Annotated in this window: 19 protein-coding genes; 14 read left to right on the plus strand and 5 right to left on the minus strand. The window is 64.0% G+C overall.

Translation table 11 applies throughout. The features are described 5' to 3' along the window. Positions 1-41: 41 nt before the first annotated feature. Genes ABI582_RS12425 through ABI582_RS12435 form a run of 3 tightly spaced genes read right to left on the minus strand, consistent with a single transcriptional unit; the run spans position 42 to position 1,407 of the window. Positions 42-596 (minus strand): chemotaxis protein CheW, encoded by a 555-nt coding sequence (locus ABI582_RS12425; protein WP_019471556.1) that lies wholly within the window; start codon positions 594-596, stop codon positions 42-44. Further along, the gene (pilH, locus tag ABI582_RS12430) at positions 593-958 is read right to left on the minus strand and encodes a twitching motility response regulator PilH (RefSeq protein ID WP_016489541.1); all 366 of its coding nucleotides are present in this window, start codon (positions 956-958) and stop codon (positions 593-595) included. The genes ABI582_RS12425 and pilH overlap by 4 nt, the downstream gene beginning before the upstream one ends. A gap of 47 nt (positions 959-1,005) precedes the next feature. Beyond that, complete coding sequence (locus ABI582_RS12435) at positions 1,006-1,407, minus strand: response regulator (protein WP_016501972.1); 402 nt, start codon at positions 1,405-1,407, stop codon at positions 1,006-1,008. Between the two features lie 152 nt (positions 1,408-1,559). Between ABI582_RS12435 and gshB the strand changes: the two genes are divergently transcribed. The 14 genes from gshB (at position 1,560) to ABI582_RS12505 (ending at position 15,386) form a co-directional block, all read left to right on the plus strand. Next, the gene (gshB, locus tag ABI582_RS12440) at positions 1,560-2,513 is read left to right on the plus strand and encodes a glutathione synthase (RefSeq protein WP_442119318.1); all 954 of its coding nucleotides are present in this window, start codon (positions 1,560-1,562) and stop codon (positions 2,511-2,513) included. Between the two features lie 91 nt (positions 2,514-2,604). Continuing rightward, positions 2,605-3,510 carry a TonB family protein gene (locus ABI582_RS12445; protein ID WP_442119319.1) on the plus strand — a complete coding sequence of 302 codons (906 nt, stop codon included), beginning with the start codon at positions 2,605-2,607 and terminating at the stop codon, positions 3,508-3,510. Positions 3,511-3,648: 138 nt separating this feature from the next. After that, positions 3,649-4,218, plus strand: a complete 570-nt coding sequence (locus ABI582_RS12450; protein ID WP_132845165.1) for a YqgE/AlgH family protein — start codon at positions 3,649-3,651, stop codon at positions 4,216-4,218. Beyond that, positions 4,218-4,643 (plus strand): Holliday junction resolvase RuvX, encoded by a 426-nt coding sequence (gene ruvX, locus ABI582_RS12455; RefSeq protein WP_016489546.1) that lies wholly within the window; start codon positions 4,218-4,220, stop codon positions 4,641-4,643. Before ABI582_RS12450 ends, ruvX begins: the two co-directional genes overlap by 1 nt. Before the next feature lie 49 nt (positions 4,644-4,692). Then, entirely contained in the window at positions 4,693-5,211 is a 519-nt protein-coding gene (gene pyrR, locus ABI582_RS12460; RefSeq protein ID WP_403008447.1) for a bifunctional pyr operon transcriptional regulator/uracil phosphoribosyltransferase PyrR, read from the plus strand. A gap of 13 nt (positions 5,212-5,224) precedes the next feature. After that, complete coding sequence (locus tag ABI582_RS12465; protein ID WP_008099987.1) at positions 5,225-6,229, plus strand: aspartate carbamoyltransferase catalytic subunit; 1,005 nt, start codon at positions 5,225-5,227, stop codon at positions 6,227-6,229. Further along, a complete protein-coding gene (locus tag ABI582_RS12470; protein ID WP_442119320.1) occupies positions 6,226-7,497 on the plus strand; it encodes a dihydroorotase in 1,272 nt (423 codons plus the stop codon). Before ABI582_RS12465 ends, ABI582_RS12470 begins: the two co-directional genes overlap by 4 nt. Positions 7,498-7,754: 257 nt before the next feature. Beyond that, complete coding sequence (hslV, locus tag ABI582_RS12475) at positions 7,755-8,285, plus strand: ATP-dependent protease subunit HslV (RefSeq protein WP_003249309.1); 531 nt, start codon at positions 7,755-7,757, stop codon at positions 8,283-8,285. Between the two features lie 76 nt (positions 8,286-8,361). Beyond that, entirely contained in the window at positions 8,362-9,705 is a 1,344-nt protein-coding gene (gene hslU, locus ABI582_RS12480) for an ATP-dependent protease ATPase subunit HslU (protein ID WP_016501979.1), read from the plus strand. A gap of 88 nt (positions 9,706-9,793) precedes the next feature. Next, positions 9,794-10,171 (plus strand): gamma-butyrobetaine hydroxylase-like domain-containing protein, encoded by a 378-nt coding sequence (locus ABI582_RS12485; RefSeq protein WP_049275547.1) that lies wholly within the window; start codon positions 9,794-9,796, stop codon positions 10,169-10,171. 268 nt (positions 10,172-10,439) lie between these two features. Continuing rightward, positions 10,440-12,119 carry a class II poly(R)-hydroxyalkanoic acid synthase gene (gene phaC, locus ABI582_RS12490; protein WP_442119321.1) on the plus strand — a complete coding sequence of 560 codons (1,680 nt, stop codon included), beginning with the start codon at positions 10,440-10,442 and terminating at the stop codon, positions 12,117-12,119. Between the two features lie 62 nt (positions 12,120-12,181). Beyond that, a complete protein-coding gene (gene phaZ, locus ABI582_RS12495) occupies positions 12,182-13,033 on the plus strand; it encodes a poly(3-hydroxyalkanoate) depolymerase (protein ID WP_426810302.1) in 852 nt (283 codons plus the stop codon). 42 nt (positions 13,034-13,075) lie between these two features. Further along, a complete protein-coding gene (gene phaC / locus ABI582_RS12500) occupies positions 13,076-14,758 on the plus strand; it encodes a class II poly(R)-hydroxyalkanoic acid synthase (protein ID WP_442119322.1) in 1,683 nt (560 codons plus the stop codon). Positions 14,759-14,771: 13 nt separating this feature from the next. Continuing rightward, entirely contained in the window at positions 14,772-15,386 is a 615-nt protein-coding gene (locus ABI582_RS12505) for a TetR/AcrR family transcriptional regulator (RefSeq protein WP_338745469.1), read from the plus strand. Positions 15,387-15,560: 174 nt separating this feature from the next. Here ABI582_RS12505 and ABI582_RS12510 read toward each other — a convergent pair whose 3' ends face one another. Next, positions 15,561-16,352 carry a phasin family protein gene (locus ABI582_RS12510; protein WP_442119323.1) on the minus strand — a complete coding sequence of 264 codons (792 nt, stop codon included), beginning with the start codon at positions 16,350-16,352 and terminating at the stop codon, positions 15,561-15,563. 10 nt (positions 16,353-16,362) lie between these two features. Beyond that, positions 16,363-16,782, minus strand: coding sequence for a phasin family protein (locus ABI582_RS12515; RefSeq protein ID WP_063423343.1), 420 nt, complete (start codon positions 16,780-16,782; stop codon positions 16,363-16,365). Between the last annotated feature and the right edge of the window lie 2 nt (positions 16,783-16,784).

The raw sequence follows: 16,784 nt of genomic DNA on the forward strand, positions 1-16,784 counted from the left end.
TGCGGTGACGGAGGTGGCAGGCTTGTTCACGTTCGCAGGTCCTATAACGCCACATCGAGAAAGCCCGGCGCCTGGGCCAGGGCGAAGGGGCTGAAGATCGCCCAATTGCGTTCACGCGGGAAATGCCCCTGCACAAAACGTGCAGCGGCGCGGATCAGTGGCTGCGGCGGTGAAAGCTGCAGGCTGTCCAGGTCAAAGTGCTGCAGGCCCAGTACCTCGTCCACCAGCAGGCCGACGAACAGCGCCTCGTGGTCCAGCACCAGCACCCGCCGTTGCTTGCCCGGGGCAACATGGCCCAGGCCGAAAAAGCAGCTGAGGTCCATCACCGGCAACAACCGGCCGCGCAGGTTGGCGACCCCGCACACCCAGGGCTGCACACCAGGGACGCGGCTGCTGCGCGGTTCGCGCAGCACCTCGGCCACTTCGCCCATGGGCGCGACGAACCACTGCCCGGCAATGCGAAAACCGATACCGCTCCACTGTTGCAGGCGGTTGTCCTGCGGCGGTTGGTCGGCGACCAGCAGGCGACAGCGCCGGTCAATGTCCAGCAACAGCTCGAAGGCGGTCAGCGACGCGCCCTGCGGGCGGGTGGTCAAGCGCCCAGCACTTCTTTGAGCTTGGCGATCAGGTCGTCTTCTTCCACAGGCTTGGTCACGAACCCCCTCGCGCCCTGGCGCTTTGCCCAGATGCGATCGGTTTCCTGGTCTTTGGTGGTAACGACCAATACTGGAATGGCGCTGGTCTCGGGGTCCTTGCTCAGTTGCCGGGTCGCCTGGAAGCCGTTGAGAACAGGCATGACGATATCCATCAACACCGCATCGGGCTTTGCCTGACGGGCCAGCGCAACGCCATCGGCACCGTTGCTGGCTTTGAGCACCTCATGGCCGTGCTTTTCAAGCCATCCGGCCAATTTGTACATCTCTGTCGGCGAGTCGTCGACAATCAGAACTCGGGCCATGCTGTTTCCCCATCAGGAAAGTAAGGCCGTGCCATGGCGGGGCGCGGTCAGGGTGCGTGTTGTGGAGGCGCGGTAAACCCGGGCACGTGGGCGCGGATCGCGTCGAGCAGCTCTTCCTTGCTGAACGGTTTGGTCAGGAACTGATCAGAGCCGACCACCCGGCCGCGGGCCTTGTCGAACAACCCGTCGCGCGACGACAGCAGGATCACCGGGGTGTCCTTGAAAGCACTGTTGTGCTTGATCACGGCGCAGGTCTGGTAGCCGTCCAGGCGCGGCATCAGCACATCAACGAAGATGATGCTGGGCTGGTGGTCGACGATCTTGGCCAGGGCATCGAAGCCATCGCTGGCGGTGATCACCTCGCAGCCCGCTTCACCGAGCAGCATCTGCGCGGTGCGGCGGATCGTGCGCGAATCGTCGATCACCATCACCTTCAGGGGTTGTTCCATAGACGCCTACCAATGGAAATTAGCTGCACTTTTAGCATACTCCGGGTGGCCATTCCATCTGCGCCGCCCCTTGACCGGCGGCGTTCGCGGCGCCACCCTGAGCCACTTTTCTTTCGCCATCGCGGCCACCTGCCGCCAAGAGGAACCACCCCATGAGCGTTCGCCTCGGCATTGTCATGGACCCCATCGCGTCCATCTCCTACAAGAAGGACAGTTCGCTGGCCATGCTGCTGGCCGCCCAGGCCCGCGGCTGGAGCCTGTTCTACATGGAACAGCAAGACCTGTACCAGGGCGAAAGCAAGGCCCGCGCCCGCATGCGCCCGCTGAAGGTGTTTGCCGACCCGGCGCACTGGTTCGAGCTGGGCGAGGAGCAAGACAGCCCGCTGGCCGAACTGGACGTGATCCTTATGCGCAAGGATCCACCCTTCGACATGGAGTTCGTCTACAGCACCTACCTGCTGGAGCAGGCCGAGAATGACGGCGTGCTGGTGGTCAACCGCCCGCAGAGCCTGCGCGACTGCAACGAAAAGATGTTCGCCACGTTGTTCCCGCAGTGCACCACCCCAACCCTGGTCAGCCGCCGCCCGGACATCATTCGCGAATTCGCAGCCAAACATGGTGATGTAATCCTCAAGCCGCTGGATGGCATGGGTGGCACGTCGATCTTCCGCCACCGGGCTGGCGACCCCAACCTGTCGGTGATCCTGGAAACCCTGACCGCACTGGGCACACAGCAGATCATGGCCCAGGCTTACCTGCCAGCGATCAAGGACGGCGACAAACGCATCCTGATGATCGACGGCGAGCCGGTGGACTACTGCCTGGCGCGTATTCCGGCCAGCGGCGAGACCCGTGGCAACCTGGCCGCTGGCGGGCGTGGCGAAGCGCGCCCGCTGACCGACCGCGACCGCTGGATTGCCGCCCAGGTCGGCCCGACCCTGCGCGAGAAGGGCCTGTTGTTCGTGGGCCTGGACGTGATCGGCGACTACCTCACCGAAATCAACGTCACCAGCCCCACCTGCATCCGCGAGATCGATGCTGCCTACAACACCGATATCGGTGGCAAATTGATGGATGCCATTGATCGCCAGCTCAAGGCGCGCTGACAGCCAACGCGAAGCAAAACCGCAGAGTGGGGTATGATGCCGGTCCTATTCGACTGAGCTGCTGCCCCGCCCAGCAGTTGCTGGATACCTGATGACGCTGCCCGCTGACATCCCCTCCGACCTGCTGCCGCCCCGTGTTCGCCCGGTGGACCGGCTCGGCTTTACCCTGTTCCTGGCTGCCCTGGTGCACCTGGCGCTGATTCTTGGCGTCGGCTTCACCGTGGTCAAGCCTGCCGAAATCCGCCACACCATGGACATCACCCTGGCCACCTTCAAAAGCGAAAAAGCGCCCGAGAAGGCCGATTTCCAGGCTCAGGAAAACCAGCAGGGCAGCGGCACGCTGGACAAGAAAGCGGTGCCCACGACCACCGAACTGGCGCCGTTCCAGGACAGCAAGATCAACAAGATCACCCCGCCACCCGCCGCCAGGCCCGAGGTGGTACCACCCCCTACCCCACAAAAGTCGGCGGTAGTGACGAGTGCGCCCAAGCCGCAGAAGGTCGAACCCAAGCCCAAGGAAAGCAAGGCACAGCCCAAGCCGGCGGCGCCAGCGCCCGACTTCGACAGCTCGCAGCTGTCCAGCCAGATCGCCAGCCTGGAGGCGGAGCTGTCCAACGAGCAGCAGATGTACGCCAAGCGCCCGCGCATCCATCGCCTGAACGCCGCTTCGACCATGCGCGACAAGGGCGCCTGGTACAAGGAAGAGTGGCGCAAGAAGGTCGAGCGGGTCGGCAACCTGAACTACCCCGACGAAGCACGTCGGCAACAGATCTACGGCAACCTGCGCATGATGGTGTCGATCAACCGCGACGGTTCGCTGTACGAAGTGCTGGTACTGGAATCGTCCGGGCAGCAGGTGCTGGACCAGGCGGCGCAACGCATCGTGCGGCTGGCAGCGCCGTTTGCACCGTTTACCGGGGATCTTGCCGAGTTTGACCGGCTGGAGATCATCCGCACCTGGCGCTTTGCCCGTGGGGACCGTTTGTCCAGCAACTGATTTACTGCCTCGGTGTAGGGCTTGCGCTATGCGGTGGCGCTCGATCTCACAGGCGCCAAAAACCTCAAGACAGTCGCCAACCAAGCGACACAAATCCGCACCTTGTCAGCCTCGCCACCTGGCGCCACACTATCCCCCATGAAAACCCTCGCCCCGAGCTACCTCAAGCACCAGTTCCTGATCGCCATGCCGCACATGGCCGATCCGAACTTCGCCCAGACTCTCACGTACATTGTCGAGCACAATGAGCATGGCGCCATGGGCCTGGTGGTCAACCGGCCGCAGGAACTGAGCCTGGCCGACATCCTCGAGCAGCTGCGCCCCGACGAAACGCCGCCGGCCAGTACCTTGCAGGTGCCGATCTACCAGGGTGGCCCGGTGCAGACCGACCGCGGCTTCGTACTGCACAGCAGCGAATGCAGCTTCCAGGCAACCGTAGCCCTGGAAGGGCTGTCACTGAGCACATCGCAGGATGTGTTGCTTGCGATTGCCGCAGGGGTAGGCCCGAAACAGAGCCTGATCACACTGGGTTATGCCGGCTGGGAAGCGGGCCAACTGGAAGCGGAGCTGGCCGACAACGCCTGGCTCAACTGCCCGTTCGACCCGGAAATCATCTTTGACCGGGCCAGCGACCTGCGACTGGAAGCAGCGGCCGCCAGCCTGGGGATCAACCTGCACCTGCTGACCAGCCAGGCGGGCCACGCCTGATGGCCGAACTACGCCTCTTGCTGGGTTTCGACTACGGCAGCAAACAGATCGGCGTGGCCGTCGGCCAGGTGATCACCGGCCAGGCCCGCGAGCTGTGCACCCTGAAGGCGCAGAACGGCGTGCCGGACTGGGCTCAGGTGGAAAAACTCATCAATGAGTGGAAACCCGATGCCATTGTCGTCGGCCTGCCGTTGAACATGGACGGCACGCCCAGCGAAATGAGCGCCCGCGCCGAAAAGTTCGCCCGCCGCCTGAACGGCCGCTTCAATCTGCCCGTGCACACCCACGACGAACGCCTGACCACCTTCGAGGCCAAAGGCGAGCGCATGGCCCGTGGCGGCCAGCGCGGCAGTTACCGCGACAACCCGGTCGACGCCATCGCCGCCGCCCTGTTGCTGCAAGGCTGGCTGGAGGCCAATACCTGATCATCTTTGCCGCCGGGCCCGCCCGGCGCACCCTTCCGAGGAGCCCGCAATGAGCCTACCCAATCCCGCCGACCTGATTCGGCAGATGGCTGTCGACCTTCGTGCCCACCTGGCGCGCCGGGCAATCACCGAGCCCCGTTACATCGGTATCCGCACCGGCGGTGTCTGGGTTGCCCAGGCCCTGCAGGAAGCCATGGGCGACGCCAGCCCCATGGGTACCCTGGACGTCTCGTTCTACCGCGACGACTTCAGCCAGAACGGCCTGCACCCACAAGTGCGCCCGTCCGAGCTGCCGTTCGAGGTCGAGGGCCAGCACCTGGTGCTGGTGGATGACGTACTGATGAGCGGTCGTACCATCCGCGCGGCGCTCAACGAACTGTTCGATTACGGCCGCCCGGCCAGCGTCACCCTGGTCTGCCTGCTGGACCTGGATGCCGGCGAATTGCCGATCCGTCCGAATGTGCTCGGTGCCACCCTGTCGCTGGCCGCCCATGAACGGGTAAAATTGACCGGACCCGCACCGCTCGCCCTCGAGCGCCAGGACCTCGCCTCCGCTTCCGCCCTTTAAGAGTCCCCCCGCGATGACGCCAATCGACGCCAAGCGCCCGCTGCAGCTCAATGATCAGGGCCAGCTACGCCACTTCCTCTCGCTCGACGGTTTGCCCCGCGAACTGCTCACCGAGATCCTCGACACCGCCGACTCCTTTCTGGAAGTCGGTGCCCGGGCCGTGAAGAAAGTCCCGTTGCTGCGCGGCAAGACCGTGTGCAACGTGTTCTTCGAGAACTCGACCCGCACCCGCACCACCTTCGAACTGGCGGCCCAGCGCCTGTCGGCCGACGTGATCAGCCTGAACGTGTCGACCTCCTCGACCAGCAAGGGCGAGACCCTGTTCGACACCCTGCGCAACCTCGAGGCCATGGCGGCCGACATGTTCGTGGTACGCCATTCCGACTCCGGCGCCGCGCACTTCATCGCCGAGCACGTGTGCCCGGACGTCGCCGTGATCAACGGCGGTGACGGCCGCCACGCGCACCCGACCCAGGGCATGCTCGACATGCTTACCATTCGCCGCCACAAGGGCAGCTTCGAGAACCTCTCGGTGGCCATCGTCGGCGACATCCTGCACTCGCGCGTGGCCCGCTCCGACATGCTGGCGCTCAAAGCGCTGGGCTGCCCGGACATCCGCGTCATCGGCCCGAAAACCCTGATCCCGATCGGCATCGAGCAGTACGGCGTAAAGGTCTACACCGACCTCGCCGAAGGCCTGAAGGATGTCGACGTGGTGATCATGCTGCGCCTGCAACGCGAGCGCATGGCCGGCGGCCTGCTGCCCAGCGAGGGCGAGTTCTACCGCCTGTTCGGCCTGACCACCGCGCGGCTGGCCGGCGCCAAGCCTGACGCCATCGTCATGCACCCGGGCCCGATCAACCGTGGTGTGGAAATCGAGTCGGCGGTGGCCGACGGCAAGCACTCGGTGATCCTCAACCAGGTCACCTACGGCATCGCCGTGCGCATGGCCGTGCTGTCCATGGCCATGAGCGGGCAGAACGCGCAACGTCAATTCGACCAGGAGAACGCCCAGTGACCATCAGTATTCTTGGCGCCCGGGTCATCGATCCTAAAACCGGCCTGGACCAGATCACCGACCTGCACCTGGACGGTGGCCGCATTGCCGCCATCGGCGCCGCGCCAGCCGGCTTCAGCGCCAGCCGCACGATCCAGGCCGATGGCCTGGTTGCCGCACCGGGCCTGGTCGACCTGGGCGTGTCCCTGCGCGAGCCGGGTTACAGCCGCAAAGGCAACATCGCCAGTGAAACCCGCGCAGCCGTGGCCGGCGGTGTCACCAGTCTGTGCTGCCCGCCGCAGACCAAGCCGGTGCTGGACACCTCGGCGGTGGCCGAGCTGATCCTGGACCGCGCCCGCGAGGCCGCCAACAGCAAGGTGTACCCGATCGGCGCCCTGACCAAAGGCCTCGAAGGCGAGCAACTGGCCGAGCTGGTGGCCCTGCGCGACACCGGTTGCGTGGCCTTCGGCAACGGCCTGAAACAAATCCCCAACAACCGTACCCTGGCCCGCGCCCTGGAATACGCCGCCACCTTCGACCTCACCGTGGTGTTCCACTCCCAGGACCGCGACCTGGCCGAGGGCGGCCTGGCCCACGAAGGTGCCATGGCCAGTTTCCTCGGCCTGCCGGGCATCCCGGAAAGCGCCGAAACCGTGGCACTGGCCCGCAACCTGCTGCTGGTGGAACAAAGCGGCGTGCGTGCGCACTTCAGCCAGATCACCAGCGCCCGTGGCGCACAGCTGATTGCCCAGGCGCAGGAACTCGGCCTGCCGGTGACCGCCGATGTGGCGCTATACCAGCTGATACTCACCGATGAGTCGCTGCGCGAGTTTTCCAGCCTGTACCACGTGCAGCCACCGCTGCGCACTGCCAAAGACCGGGATGGCCTGCGCGCCGCAGTGAAATCGGGTGTGATCCAGGCGATTTCCAGCCATCACCAGCCCCATGAGCGCGACGCCAAGCTTGCCCCATTCGGCGCCACCGAGCCGGGCATCAGCAGCGTCGAGTTGCTGCTGCCACTGGCCATGACCCTGGTGCAGGACGGCCTGCTCGACCTGCCGACCTTGCTGGCCCGCCTGAGCAGCGGCCCGGCTGCCGCCCTGCGCCTGCCGGCCGGTGAGCTGAAAGTGGGTGGTGCGGCCGACCTGGTGCTGTTCGACCCGCAAGCCTCCACCGTTGCCGGCGAACAGTGGTTCTCGCGTGGCGAGAACTGCCCGTTCATCGGCCACTGCCTGCCGGGTGCAGTGCGTTATACCTTGGTCGATGGGCACGTCTGCCACGAGGCCTGACAAAGCGCCTACTTGCTTTGTGTAGGAGCGGCCTTGTGTCGCGATCGGGCCGCGCAGCGGCCCCAGGGCCACTGCATCACGCATGAATTGCTGGGGCCGCTCTGCGGCCCTTTCGCGACACAAGGCCGCTCCTACATCGACCGTGCCCGGTTCGAAGACCGGACCAACCATTCATCCCCCCCGGTTGAAATCTTTTCCCCCACCCCCATATGAGTCTGCATCAGGCACTTTCGCCCCGCTGCGTGGAGACTCTCCCCTTGACCACCATCGTTTCTGTCCGCCGTAACGGCAAAGTCGTCATGGGCGGCGACGGCCAGGTTTCCCTCGGCAACACCGTGATGAAAGGCAACGCCAAGAAAGTGCGCCGCCTGTACCACGGCCAGGTCATCGCCGGCTTCGCGGGTGCCACCGCCGATGCCTTCACCCTGTTCGAGCGCTTTGAAGGCCAGCTGGAGAAACACCAGGGCCACCTGGTTCGCGCCGCCGTCGAGCTGGCCAAGGAATGGCGTACCGACCGTTCCCTGAGCCGCCTGGAAGCCATGCTGGCCGTGGCCAACAAGGATGCCTCGCTGATCATCACCGGCAACGGTGACGTGGTCGAACCCGAAGACGGCCTTATCGCCATGGGTTCCGGTGGCGCCTACGCCCAGGCCGCAGCCCGCGCCCTGCTGAACAAGACCGACCTTTCGGCCCGTGAAATCGCTGAAACTGCCCTGAACATCGCCGGCGACATCTGCGTGTTCACCAACCACAACCTGACCATCGAGGAGCAGGACCTGGCCGACTGATTCAGTTGCTTTGGCGCCTCTTCCCGGTGAAGAGGCTTTTCCACGCTGACTCACCTGCCCCAGGACCCTATTGATCATGTCCATGACCCCCCGCGAGATCGTCCACGAACTCAACCGCCACATCATCGGCCAGGACGACGCCAAGCGCGCCGTGGCCATTGCCCTGCGCAACCGCTGGCGCCGGATGCAGCTGCCTGCCGAGCTGCGTGCCGAAGTGACCCCGAAGAACATCCTGATGATCGGCCCTACCGGCGTCGGCAAGACCGAAATCGCCCGTCGCCTGGCCAAGCTGGCCAACGCGCCGTTCCTCAAGGTCGAAGCCACCAAGTTCACCGAAGTGGGCTACGTGGGCCGCGACGTCGAGTCGATCATCCGTGACCTAGCCGATGCCGCGCTGAAAATGCTGCGCGAGCAGGAGATCATCCGCGTGCGCCACCGCGCCGAGGACGCCGCTGAAGACCGTATCCTCGATGCCCTGCTGCCGCAGGCACGCGTCACCAGCTTCAGCGAAGAAGCCGCGCAGACCAGCAGCGATTCCAACACCCGCCAGCTGTTCCGCAAGCGCCTGCGTGAAGGCCAGCTGGACGACAAGGAAATCGAAATCGAAGTGGCCGATGCCGTGGGCGTCGAAATTGCCGCGCCGCCTGGCATGGAAGAGATGACCAACCAGCTGCAGAGCCTGTTTGCCAACATGGGCAAAGGCAAGCGCAAGGCGCGCAAGCTGAAGGTGAAAGAAGCGCTGAAGATGGTTCGCGACGAAGAAGCGGGCCGCCTGGTCAACGAGGAAGAGCTCAAGGCCAAGGCCTTGGAAGCGGTAGAGCAGCACGGCATCGTGTTCATCGACGAAATCGACAAGGTTGCCAAGCGTGGCAACGTTGGCGGCGCCGACGTGTCCCGTGAAGGCGTGCAGCGCGACCTGCTGCCGCTGATCGAAGGCTGCACCGTCAACACCAAGCTGGGCATGGTCAAGACCGACCACATCCTGTTCATTGCCTCGGGTGCGTTCCACCTGAGCAAGCCGAGCGACCTGGTGCCCGAGCTGCAAGGCCGCCTGCCGATCCGTGTGGAACTCAAGGCACTGACCCCGGAAGATTTCGAGCGCATCCTGCAAGAGCCGCACGCTTCGCTGACCGAGCAGTACCAGGCCCTGCTGAAGACCGAAGGCCTGAACATCGAGTTCATCGGCGATGGCATCAAGCGCCTGGCCGAGATTGCCTACCAGGTAAACGAAAAGACCGAGAACATCGGTGCCCGCCGCCTGCACACCCTGCTTGAGCGTTTGCTCGAAGAGGTGTCGTTCAGCGCTGGTGACCTGGCCAGTGCCCATGACGAAACGCCGATCCAGATCGACGCTGCGTATGTGAACAGCCACCTGGGTGAACTGGCGCAGAACGAAGACCTGTCGCGTTACATCCTGTAAGACCGCAGGGGGCCGCTGTGCGGCCCCCTTGCACATTCCCCCAAATCTCCAGAAGCTGTGCATCATCAGCTCCCGAGAGATTCCAGCCATGGCCCGCATGCCCACCGCCATAAACCTGCACAAAGCCTCGAAAACCCTCACCCTCACCTACGCCCCCGGCGAGGTCTACCACCTGCCCGCCGAACTCCTGCGCGTGCATTCCCCCTCCGCCGAGGTCCAGGGCCACGGCAACCCCATCCTGCAGTTCGGCAAGATCAACGTCGGCCTGGTCGGCCTGGAGCCTGCCGGCCAATATGCACTGAAACTGACCTTCGACGACGGCCATGACAGCGGCCTGTTCACCTGGGAATACCTGGAACAGCTGTGCCTGCGCCAGGAACAGCTGTGGGCCGACTACCTCGACGAGCTGCACAAGGCCGGAAAATCCCGCGACCCGGCCGAATCGGTTGTGAAACTCATGCTCTAGCGCAAGGCCTGCAGGGTTTAGAGCGCATTTTCTAAATTCATCTGTTTGAATGACTTACAGACAGCCCAGTGAAGGGCTGTCTTGCGCATTACATGAAAGTCGGGTAACCAATGGGTGTGGCAAGTTCCCTGCATCACTTTGCAGGCAGTCAGAACCCCCGCAGCACCGCTGTTCCTTATCACTGGTCACCCGAGTAGCAGTACCGGGCTCAGGGCTGTGCGCTTGTCACAGCAACCGGTACTCGTCTCAGGACAACGGAGCGTCGTAGATGAGTAACAAGAACAACGATGAGCTACAGCGGCAGGCCTCGGAAAACACCCTGGGGCTGAACCCGGTCATCGGCATTCGCCGCAAGGACCTGTTGAGCTCGGCACGCACTGTGCTGCGCCAGGCCGTGCGCCAACCGCTGCACAGCGCCAAGCATATGGCCCACTTTGGCCTGGAACTGAAAAACGTGCTGCTGGGCAAGTCCAGCCTGGCCCCGGAAAGCGACGACCGCCGTTTCAACGACCCGGCCTGGAGCAACAACCCGCTGTACCGCCGCTACCTGCAAACCTACCTGGCCTGGCGCAACGAGTTGCAGGACTGGATCGGCAACAGCGACCTGCCACCCCAGGACATCAGCCGCGGCCAATTCGTCATCAACCTGATGACCGAAGCCATGGCGCCGACCAATACCTTGTCCAACCCGGCAGCGGTCAAACGCTTCTTCGAAACCGGCGGGAAAAGCCTGCTCGATGGCCTGTCCAACCTGGCCAAGGACATGGTCAACAACGGCGGCATGCCCAGCCAGGTGAACATGGACGCCTTCGAAGTGGGCAAGAACCTGGGCACCAGCGAGGGCGCGGTGGTGTACCGCAACGATGTGCTGGAGCTGATCCAGTACAGTCCCATCACCGAGCAGGTGCACGCCCGCCCGCTGCTGGTGGTGCCGCCGCAGATCAACAAGTTCTACGTGTTCGACCTCAGCCCGGAAAAGAGCCTGGCGCGCTACTGCCTGCGCTCGCAGCAGCAAACCTTCATCATCAGCTGGCGCAACCCGACCAAGGCCCAGCGTGAATGGGGCCTGTCCACCTACATCGATGCGCTCAAGGAAGCCGTCGACGCGGTGCTGGCGATTACAGGCAGCAAAGACCTGAACATGCTCGGTGCCTGCTCCGGCGGCATCACCTGCACCGCGCTGGTGGGTCACTATGCCGCCATTGGCGAAAACAAGGTCAACGCCCTGACCCTGCTGGTCAGCGTGCTGGACACGACCATGGACAACCAGGTCGCCTTGTTCGTCGATGAGCAGACCCTGGAAAGTGCCAAGCGCCACTCCTACCAGGCTGGCGTGCTGGAAGGCAGCGAAATGGCCAAGGTGTTCGCCTGGATGCGCCCCAACGACCTGATCTGGAACTACTGGGTCAACAACTACCTGCTCGGCAACGAGCCGCCGGTGTTCGACATCCTGTTCTGGAACAACGACACCACGCGCCTGCCGGCCGCCTTCCATGGCGACCTGATCGAAATGTTCAAGAGCAACCCGCTGACCCGCCCGGATGCACTGGAAGTGTGCGGCACACCCATCGACCTGAAGAATGTGCACTGCGACATCTTCAGCGTTGCCGGTACAGCCGACCACATCACCCCGTGGCAATCGTGCTACCGCTCGGCGCACCTGTTCGGCGGCAAGATCGAGTTCGTGCTGTCCAACAGCGGCCACATCCAGAGCATCCTCAACCCGCCAGGTAACCCCAAGGCGCGCTTCATGACCGGCGCCGATCGCCCGGGTGACCCGGTGGCCTGGCAAGAAAACGCCACCAAGCACGCCGACTCCTGGTGGCTGCACTGGCAGAGCTGGCTGAGCGAACGTGCCGGGGAGCTGAAAAAAGCGCCAACCCGTCTGGGCAACCGCGCTTATGCCGCTGGCGAAGCCGCCCCAGGCACCTACGTTCACGAACGCTAAGTTGCGTTGCCGTGGCCGCCATGAGCGGGCCACGGCGCTTTATTCACGACAGAGTCGAACGCATGCCGGAACCCTACATCTTCAGGACCGTCGAACTGGACGACCAGTCCATTCGCACCGCCGTCCGCCCGGGCAAGCCACACCTGACACCGTTGCTGATCTTCAACGGCATCGGTGCCAACCTGGAGCTGGTGTTCCCGTTCATCGAGGCGCTTGACCCGGACCTGGAGGTCATCGCCTTCGATGTGCCCGGTGTGGGGGGGTCATCCACCCCGCGTCACCCCTATCGCTTTCCTGGCCTGGCCAAGCTCACGGCGCGCATGCTCGATTACCTGGACTACGGCCAGGTCAACGTCATCGGCGTGTCCTGGGGCGGCGCCCTGGCCCAGCAGTTTGCCCACGACTACCCCGAACGCTGCAAGAAACTGGTGCTGGCCGCCACTGCGGCCGGTGCGGTAATGGTGCCGGGCAAGCCCAAGGTGTTGTGGATGATGGCCAGCCCAAGGCGCTACGTGCAGCCTTCCCATGTAATCCGCATTGCACCGCTGATCTACGGCGGCGCCTTCCGCCGCGACCCGGACCTGGCCATGCACCATGCGTCCAAGGTGCGCTCAGGCGGCAAGCTGGGCTACTACTGGCAGCTGTTCGCCGGCCTGGGCTGGACCAGCATCCACTGGCTGCACAAGATCCACCAGCCAACGCTGGTGCTGGCCGGTGACGACGACCCGCTGATCCCGCTGATCAACATGCGCCTGCTGGCCTGGCGGATTCCCAATGCCCAGCTACACATAATCGACGATGGCCATCTGTTCCTGATTACCCGGGCCGAGGCCGTCGCACCGATCATCATGAAGTTTCTCCAGGAAGAACGTCAGCGCGCGGTCATGCACCCGCGCCCCGCCTCTGGCGGTTGATTGTCGCTGCCCAAGCATCGGGTAAGACGAGGGAGTGTTGCCATGACAGACAAACCGGGCAAAGGAACGAAAACGCTTCCCGCCACCAGCATGAACGTGCAGAACGCCATACTCGGCCTACGCGGGCGCGACCTGGTGTCGACCCTGCGCAGGGTTGGCCGCCACGGCTTGACCAACCCGCTGCACACGGCACGGCACCTGCTGGCGTTCGGCGGCGAGCTGGGCCGTGTGATGCTGGGCGACACCCCCTACCAGCCCAACCCACGCGACAGCCGCTTCAGCGACCCGACCTGGAGCCAGAACCCGTTTTATCGCCGTGGCCTGCAGGCCTACCTGGCGTGGCAGAAGCAGACGCGCCAGTGGATCGACGAAAGCCACCTGGACGACGATGACCGCGCCCGCGCACATTTTCTGTTCGGCATGATCAACGACGCCCTGGCACCAAGCAACTCGCTACTCAACCCGCTGGCGGTCAAAGAGCTGCTGAACACGGGCGGGCAAAGCCTGGTACGTGGCGTAGCCCACTTGCTCGACGACCTGCGCCACAACGACGGCCTGCCCCGCCAGGTGGACGAACGCGCCTTCGAGGTGGGTGGCAGCCTGGCGGCAACGCCGGGCGCGGTGGTGTTTCGCAACGAGCTGCTGGAGCTGATCCAGTACAAGCCGATGAGCGAAAAACAGCACGCCAGGCCCTTGCTGGTGGTGCCGCCGCAAATCAACAAGTTCTATATCTTCGACATGCAGGCGCACAACAGCTTCGTCCAGTACATGCTCAAGAACGGCCTGCAGGTGTTCATGATCAGTTGGCGCAACCCCGACCCGCGCCACCGCGAATGGGGCCTGTCCTCCTACGTACAGGCCCTGGAAGAAGCGCTGAACGCCTGCCGCAGCATCAGCGGCAACCGCGACCCCAACCTGATGGGTGCCTGCGCTGGCGGCCTGACCATGGCCGCACTGCAGGGCCACCTGAAGGCCAAGCATCAGTTGCGCAAGATCCGCAGCGCCACTTACCTGGTGAGCCTGCTCGATAGCAAGTTCGATAGCCCCGCCAGCCTGTTCGCCGACGAGCAGACAGTAGAGGCCGCCAAGCGCCGTTCCTATCAACGGGGCGTGCTGGACGGCGGCGAAGTCGCCAGGATTTTCGCCTGGATGCGCCCAAACGACCTGATCTGGAACTACTGGGTCAACAACTACCTGTTGGGCAAAGCCCCACCTGCGTTCGACATCCTGTACTGGAACGCCGACAACACACGCCTGCCCGCAGCACTGCACGGCGACTTGCTGGACTTTTTCAAGCACAACCCGCTCACCCACCCGGCAGGCCTCGAAGTGTGCGGCACGCCCATCGACCTCAAGCAGGTCGACCTGGACAGCTTTACCGTAGCCGGCAGCAATGACCACATCACCCCGTGGGACGCCGTGTATCGCTCGGCCTTGCTGCTCGGTGGCGACCGGCGTTTCGTGCTGGCCAACAGCGGGCACATCCAGAGCATCATCAACCCGCCGGGCAACCCCAAGGCCTACTACCTGGAAAACCCCAAACTGTCCGGCGACCCGCGCGCCTGGTTCTACGAGGCCAAGCGCAGCGACGGCAGTTGGTGGCCCTTGTGGCTGGAGTGGATCACACCGCGCTCCGGCCCGCTCAAGGCTCCCCGTACCGAGCTGGGCAACAGTACCTATCCACCGCTCGGCCCGGCGCCAGGCACCTATGTCCTGACCCGATGAGCCCTACGACTGGATGAAGACCCGCGACCGTATCCTCGAATGCGCCCTGCAACTGTTCAACCAGCAGGGCGAACCGAACGTATCCACCCTGGAGATTGCCAACGAACTGGGTATCAGCCCGGGCAACCTGTACTACCACTTCCATGGCAAGGAGCCCTTGGTGCTGGGCCTGTTCGAGCGCTTCGAAGAAGCGCTGATGCCCTTGCTTGACCCACCCCTGGAGGTGCGCCTGGACGCCGAGGACTACTGGCTGTTCCTGCACCTGATCGTCGAGCACATGGCCCAGTACCGTTTTCTGTTCCAGGACCTGTCCAACCTCACCGGCCGCCTGCCCAAGCTGGCGCGCGGCATGCGCAGCCTGATCAATGCACTCAAGCGTACGCTGGCGGCGCTGCTCGCCAGCCTCAAGGGCCAAGGGTTGGTGGAGAGTGAGACCCAGGCGCTGGGGCAACTGGTGGAGCAGATCACAATGACGCTGCTGTTCTCGCTGGATTACCAGCGTGTGCTGGGGCGCGAGGGGGATGTGGGGATTGTGGTGTACCAGGTGATGATGCTGGTGGCGCCACACCTGCAGGCACAGGCGCGGGCGGCGGCGGAGCAGTTGGCGGTGCGCTACCTGGACGGGTAGAAACACCACGCTGACAACGCCGTCATTGTAGGAGCGGCCTTGTGCCGCGAAAGGGCCGCAAAGCGGCCCCGCGACCTCAGCGTAACGGCAAAGATCCCGGGGCTGCTTTGCAGCCCATTCGCGGCACAAGGCCGCTCCTACGCTGACCGCGTTTGCCCGGAAGGCAATCTGCTTTCAGATCAGAGTACCGGTGCCGTTTGGTGCCGACGGTGCGCTGCTGGCCGGGGCGGCAGCAGGTGCCGGTGCTGCGGTTGCGGCCGGGGCGGCGCTGGCGGCTGGGGCTGCCGGCTTGGCGGCTGCCGGTTTGGCCGGAGCTTTCTTCACCGCAGGTTTCTTCGCTGCCGCTGGCTTGGCCGCTGCCGGTTTTGCCGCTGGCTTGGCAGATGCAGGCTTGGCCGCAGGTTTGGCCGCTGCAGTTTTAGCTGCAGGTTTGGCCGCCGCCGTTTTAGCAGCAGGTTTGGCCGCCGCAGGCTTGGCCGCTGCTGCCTTGGCCAGGGGCTTGGCCGCTGCCTTGCTCGCAGCCGGCTTGGCCGCCGCAGTGCGCGACGAAATCGGCGTAACCGAAGCACCGGTCAGCTTCTCGATCTGCTTGGTCAGGCTGTCCACCTGCTGGTGCAGGGCCTTGATCTCGTTGCGGCTCGGCACGCCCAGGCGCGAGATAGCGCTGTTAAGGCGCTTGTCGAAAGCCTCTTCGAGTTCGCCCCACTTGCCCAGCGCACGGTCCTTCACGCCAGACACGCGCGAGGTGGTCGACGACTTGGCGGATTCGGCTGCTTCTTCAGCCGTCTTCTTCGCCTGCTTCTCGGCCTTCTCGCCATCTTTCACCAGCGAGTCGAACAGCTTCGGGCCGTCCTGGTCGACTTTCGAATAGATACCCAGCCCCGCCAGCCAGATCTTGCGGGAGTACTTCTCGATCCCGCCGACCCAGGAGCTGCTTTCTTTATCGGAATTTTTCTTGCCAGCCATCCTGCTCTCCTTATGGTTTGTGCGCGACGCGCTCAAGCAGCTCGTGCAGCTGTTCAAGCTTCACCGACAACGCCTCAACGTCATGTTTAGACGGAATGCCGAGGCGATTCAAGGCGCGCCCTACCCGTGCGTCGAAAGCTTTTTCGATCTTGTCGAGTTGAATTTCGACCTTACCGCGTACGCGACTGACTTCTTCAGCGGCTTCGTCGATCTGGTGGTTGGCAGCATCGAGCTCTTTGTCGATGCGTTTCTTGCCACGCTTCTCGACGCCTTCGCCGGCCTTGACCAGCTCCTGGAAGTAGTCGGAGCCTTCCTGGCCGACCCGCGCATAGGCGCCGATGCCAGCCAGCCAGATCTTGCGTGCATACCCGCGAACTTCACCCAAGGTGCTCTGGGCGTCATCCTTTTTCTTCACATTCACTTTGGCCATGC

This window comes from Pseudomonas sp. SAS7 (assembly GCF_052112345.1).
In the GTDB taxonomy this organism is placed as follows: Bacteria; Pseudomonadota; Gammaproteobacteria; order Pseudomonadales; family Pseudomonadaceae; genus Aquipseudomonas; species Aquipseudomonas putida_Q.

Excerpts from the sequence above, each read along its gene's own strand:
- pilH (WP_016489541.1), bottom strand. The coding sequence starts at position 958 with ATGGCCCGAGTTCTGATTGTCGACGACTCGCCGACAGAGATGTACAAA.
- ABI582_RS12505 (WP_338745469.1), top strand. The coding sequence starts at position 14,772 with ATGAAGACCCGCGACCGTATCCTCGAATGCGCCCTGCAACTGTTCAAC.
- ABI582_RS12450 (WP_132845165.1), top strand. The coding sequence starts at position 3,649 with ATGAAAACCCTCGCCCCGAGCTACCTCAAGCACCAGTTCCTGATCGCC.
- pyrR (WP_403008447.1), top strand. The coding sequence starts at position 4,693 with ATGAGCCTACCCAATCCCGCCGACCTGATTCGGCAGATGGCTGTCGAC.
- ABI582_RS12515 (WP_063423343.1), bottom strand. The coding sequence starts at position 16,782 with ATGGCCAAAGTGAATGTGAAGAAAAAGGATGACGCCCAGAGCACCTTG.
- ruvX (WP_016489546.1), top strand. The coding sequence starts at position 4,218 with ATGGCCGAACTACGCCTCTTGCTGGGTTTCGACTACGGCAGCAAACAG.
- phaC (WP_442119322.1), top strand. The coding sequence starts at position 13,076 with ATGACAGACAAACCGGGCAAAGGAACGAAAACGCTTCCCGCCACCAGC.
- ABI582_RS12445 (WP_442119319.1), top strand. The coding sequence starts at position 2,605 with ATGACGCTGCCCGCTGACATCCCCTCCGACCTGCTGCCGCCCCGTGTT.
- ABI582_RS12510 (WP_442119323.1), bottom strand. The coding sequence starts at position 16,352 with ATGGCTGGCAAGAAAAATTCCGATAAAGAAAGCAGCTCCTGGGTCGGC.
- phaC (WP_442119321.1), top strand. The coding sequence starts at position 10,440 with ATGAGTAACAAGAACAACGATGAGCTACAGCGGCAGGCCTCGGAAAAC.
- hslU (WP_016501979.1), top strand. The coding sequence starts at position 8,362 with ATGTCCATGACCCCCCGCGAGATCGTCCACGAACTCAACCGCCACATC.
- ABI582_RS12485 (WP_049275547.1), top strand. The coding sequence starts at position 9,794 with ATGGCCCGCATGCCCACCGCCATAAACCTGCACAAAGCCTCGAAAACC.
- phaZ (WP_426810302.1), top strand. The coding sequence starts at position 12,182 with ATGCCGGAACCCTACATCTTCAGGACCGTCGAACTGGACGACCAGTCC.
- ABI582_RS12465 (WP_008099987.1), top strand. The coding sequence starts at position 5,225 with ATGACGCCAATCGACGCCAAGCGCCCGCTGCAGCTCAATGATCAGGGC.
- ABI582_RS12435 (WP_016501972.1), bottom strand. The coding sequence starts at position 1,407 with ATGGAACAACCCCTGAAGGTGATGGTGATCGACGATTCGCGCACGATC.
- gshB (WP_442119318.1), top strand. The coding sequence starts at position 1,560 with ATGAGCGTTCGCCTCGGCATTGTCATGGACCCCATCGCGTCCATCTCC.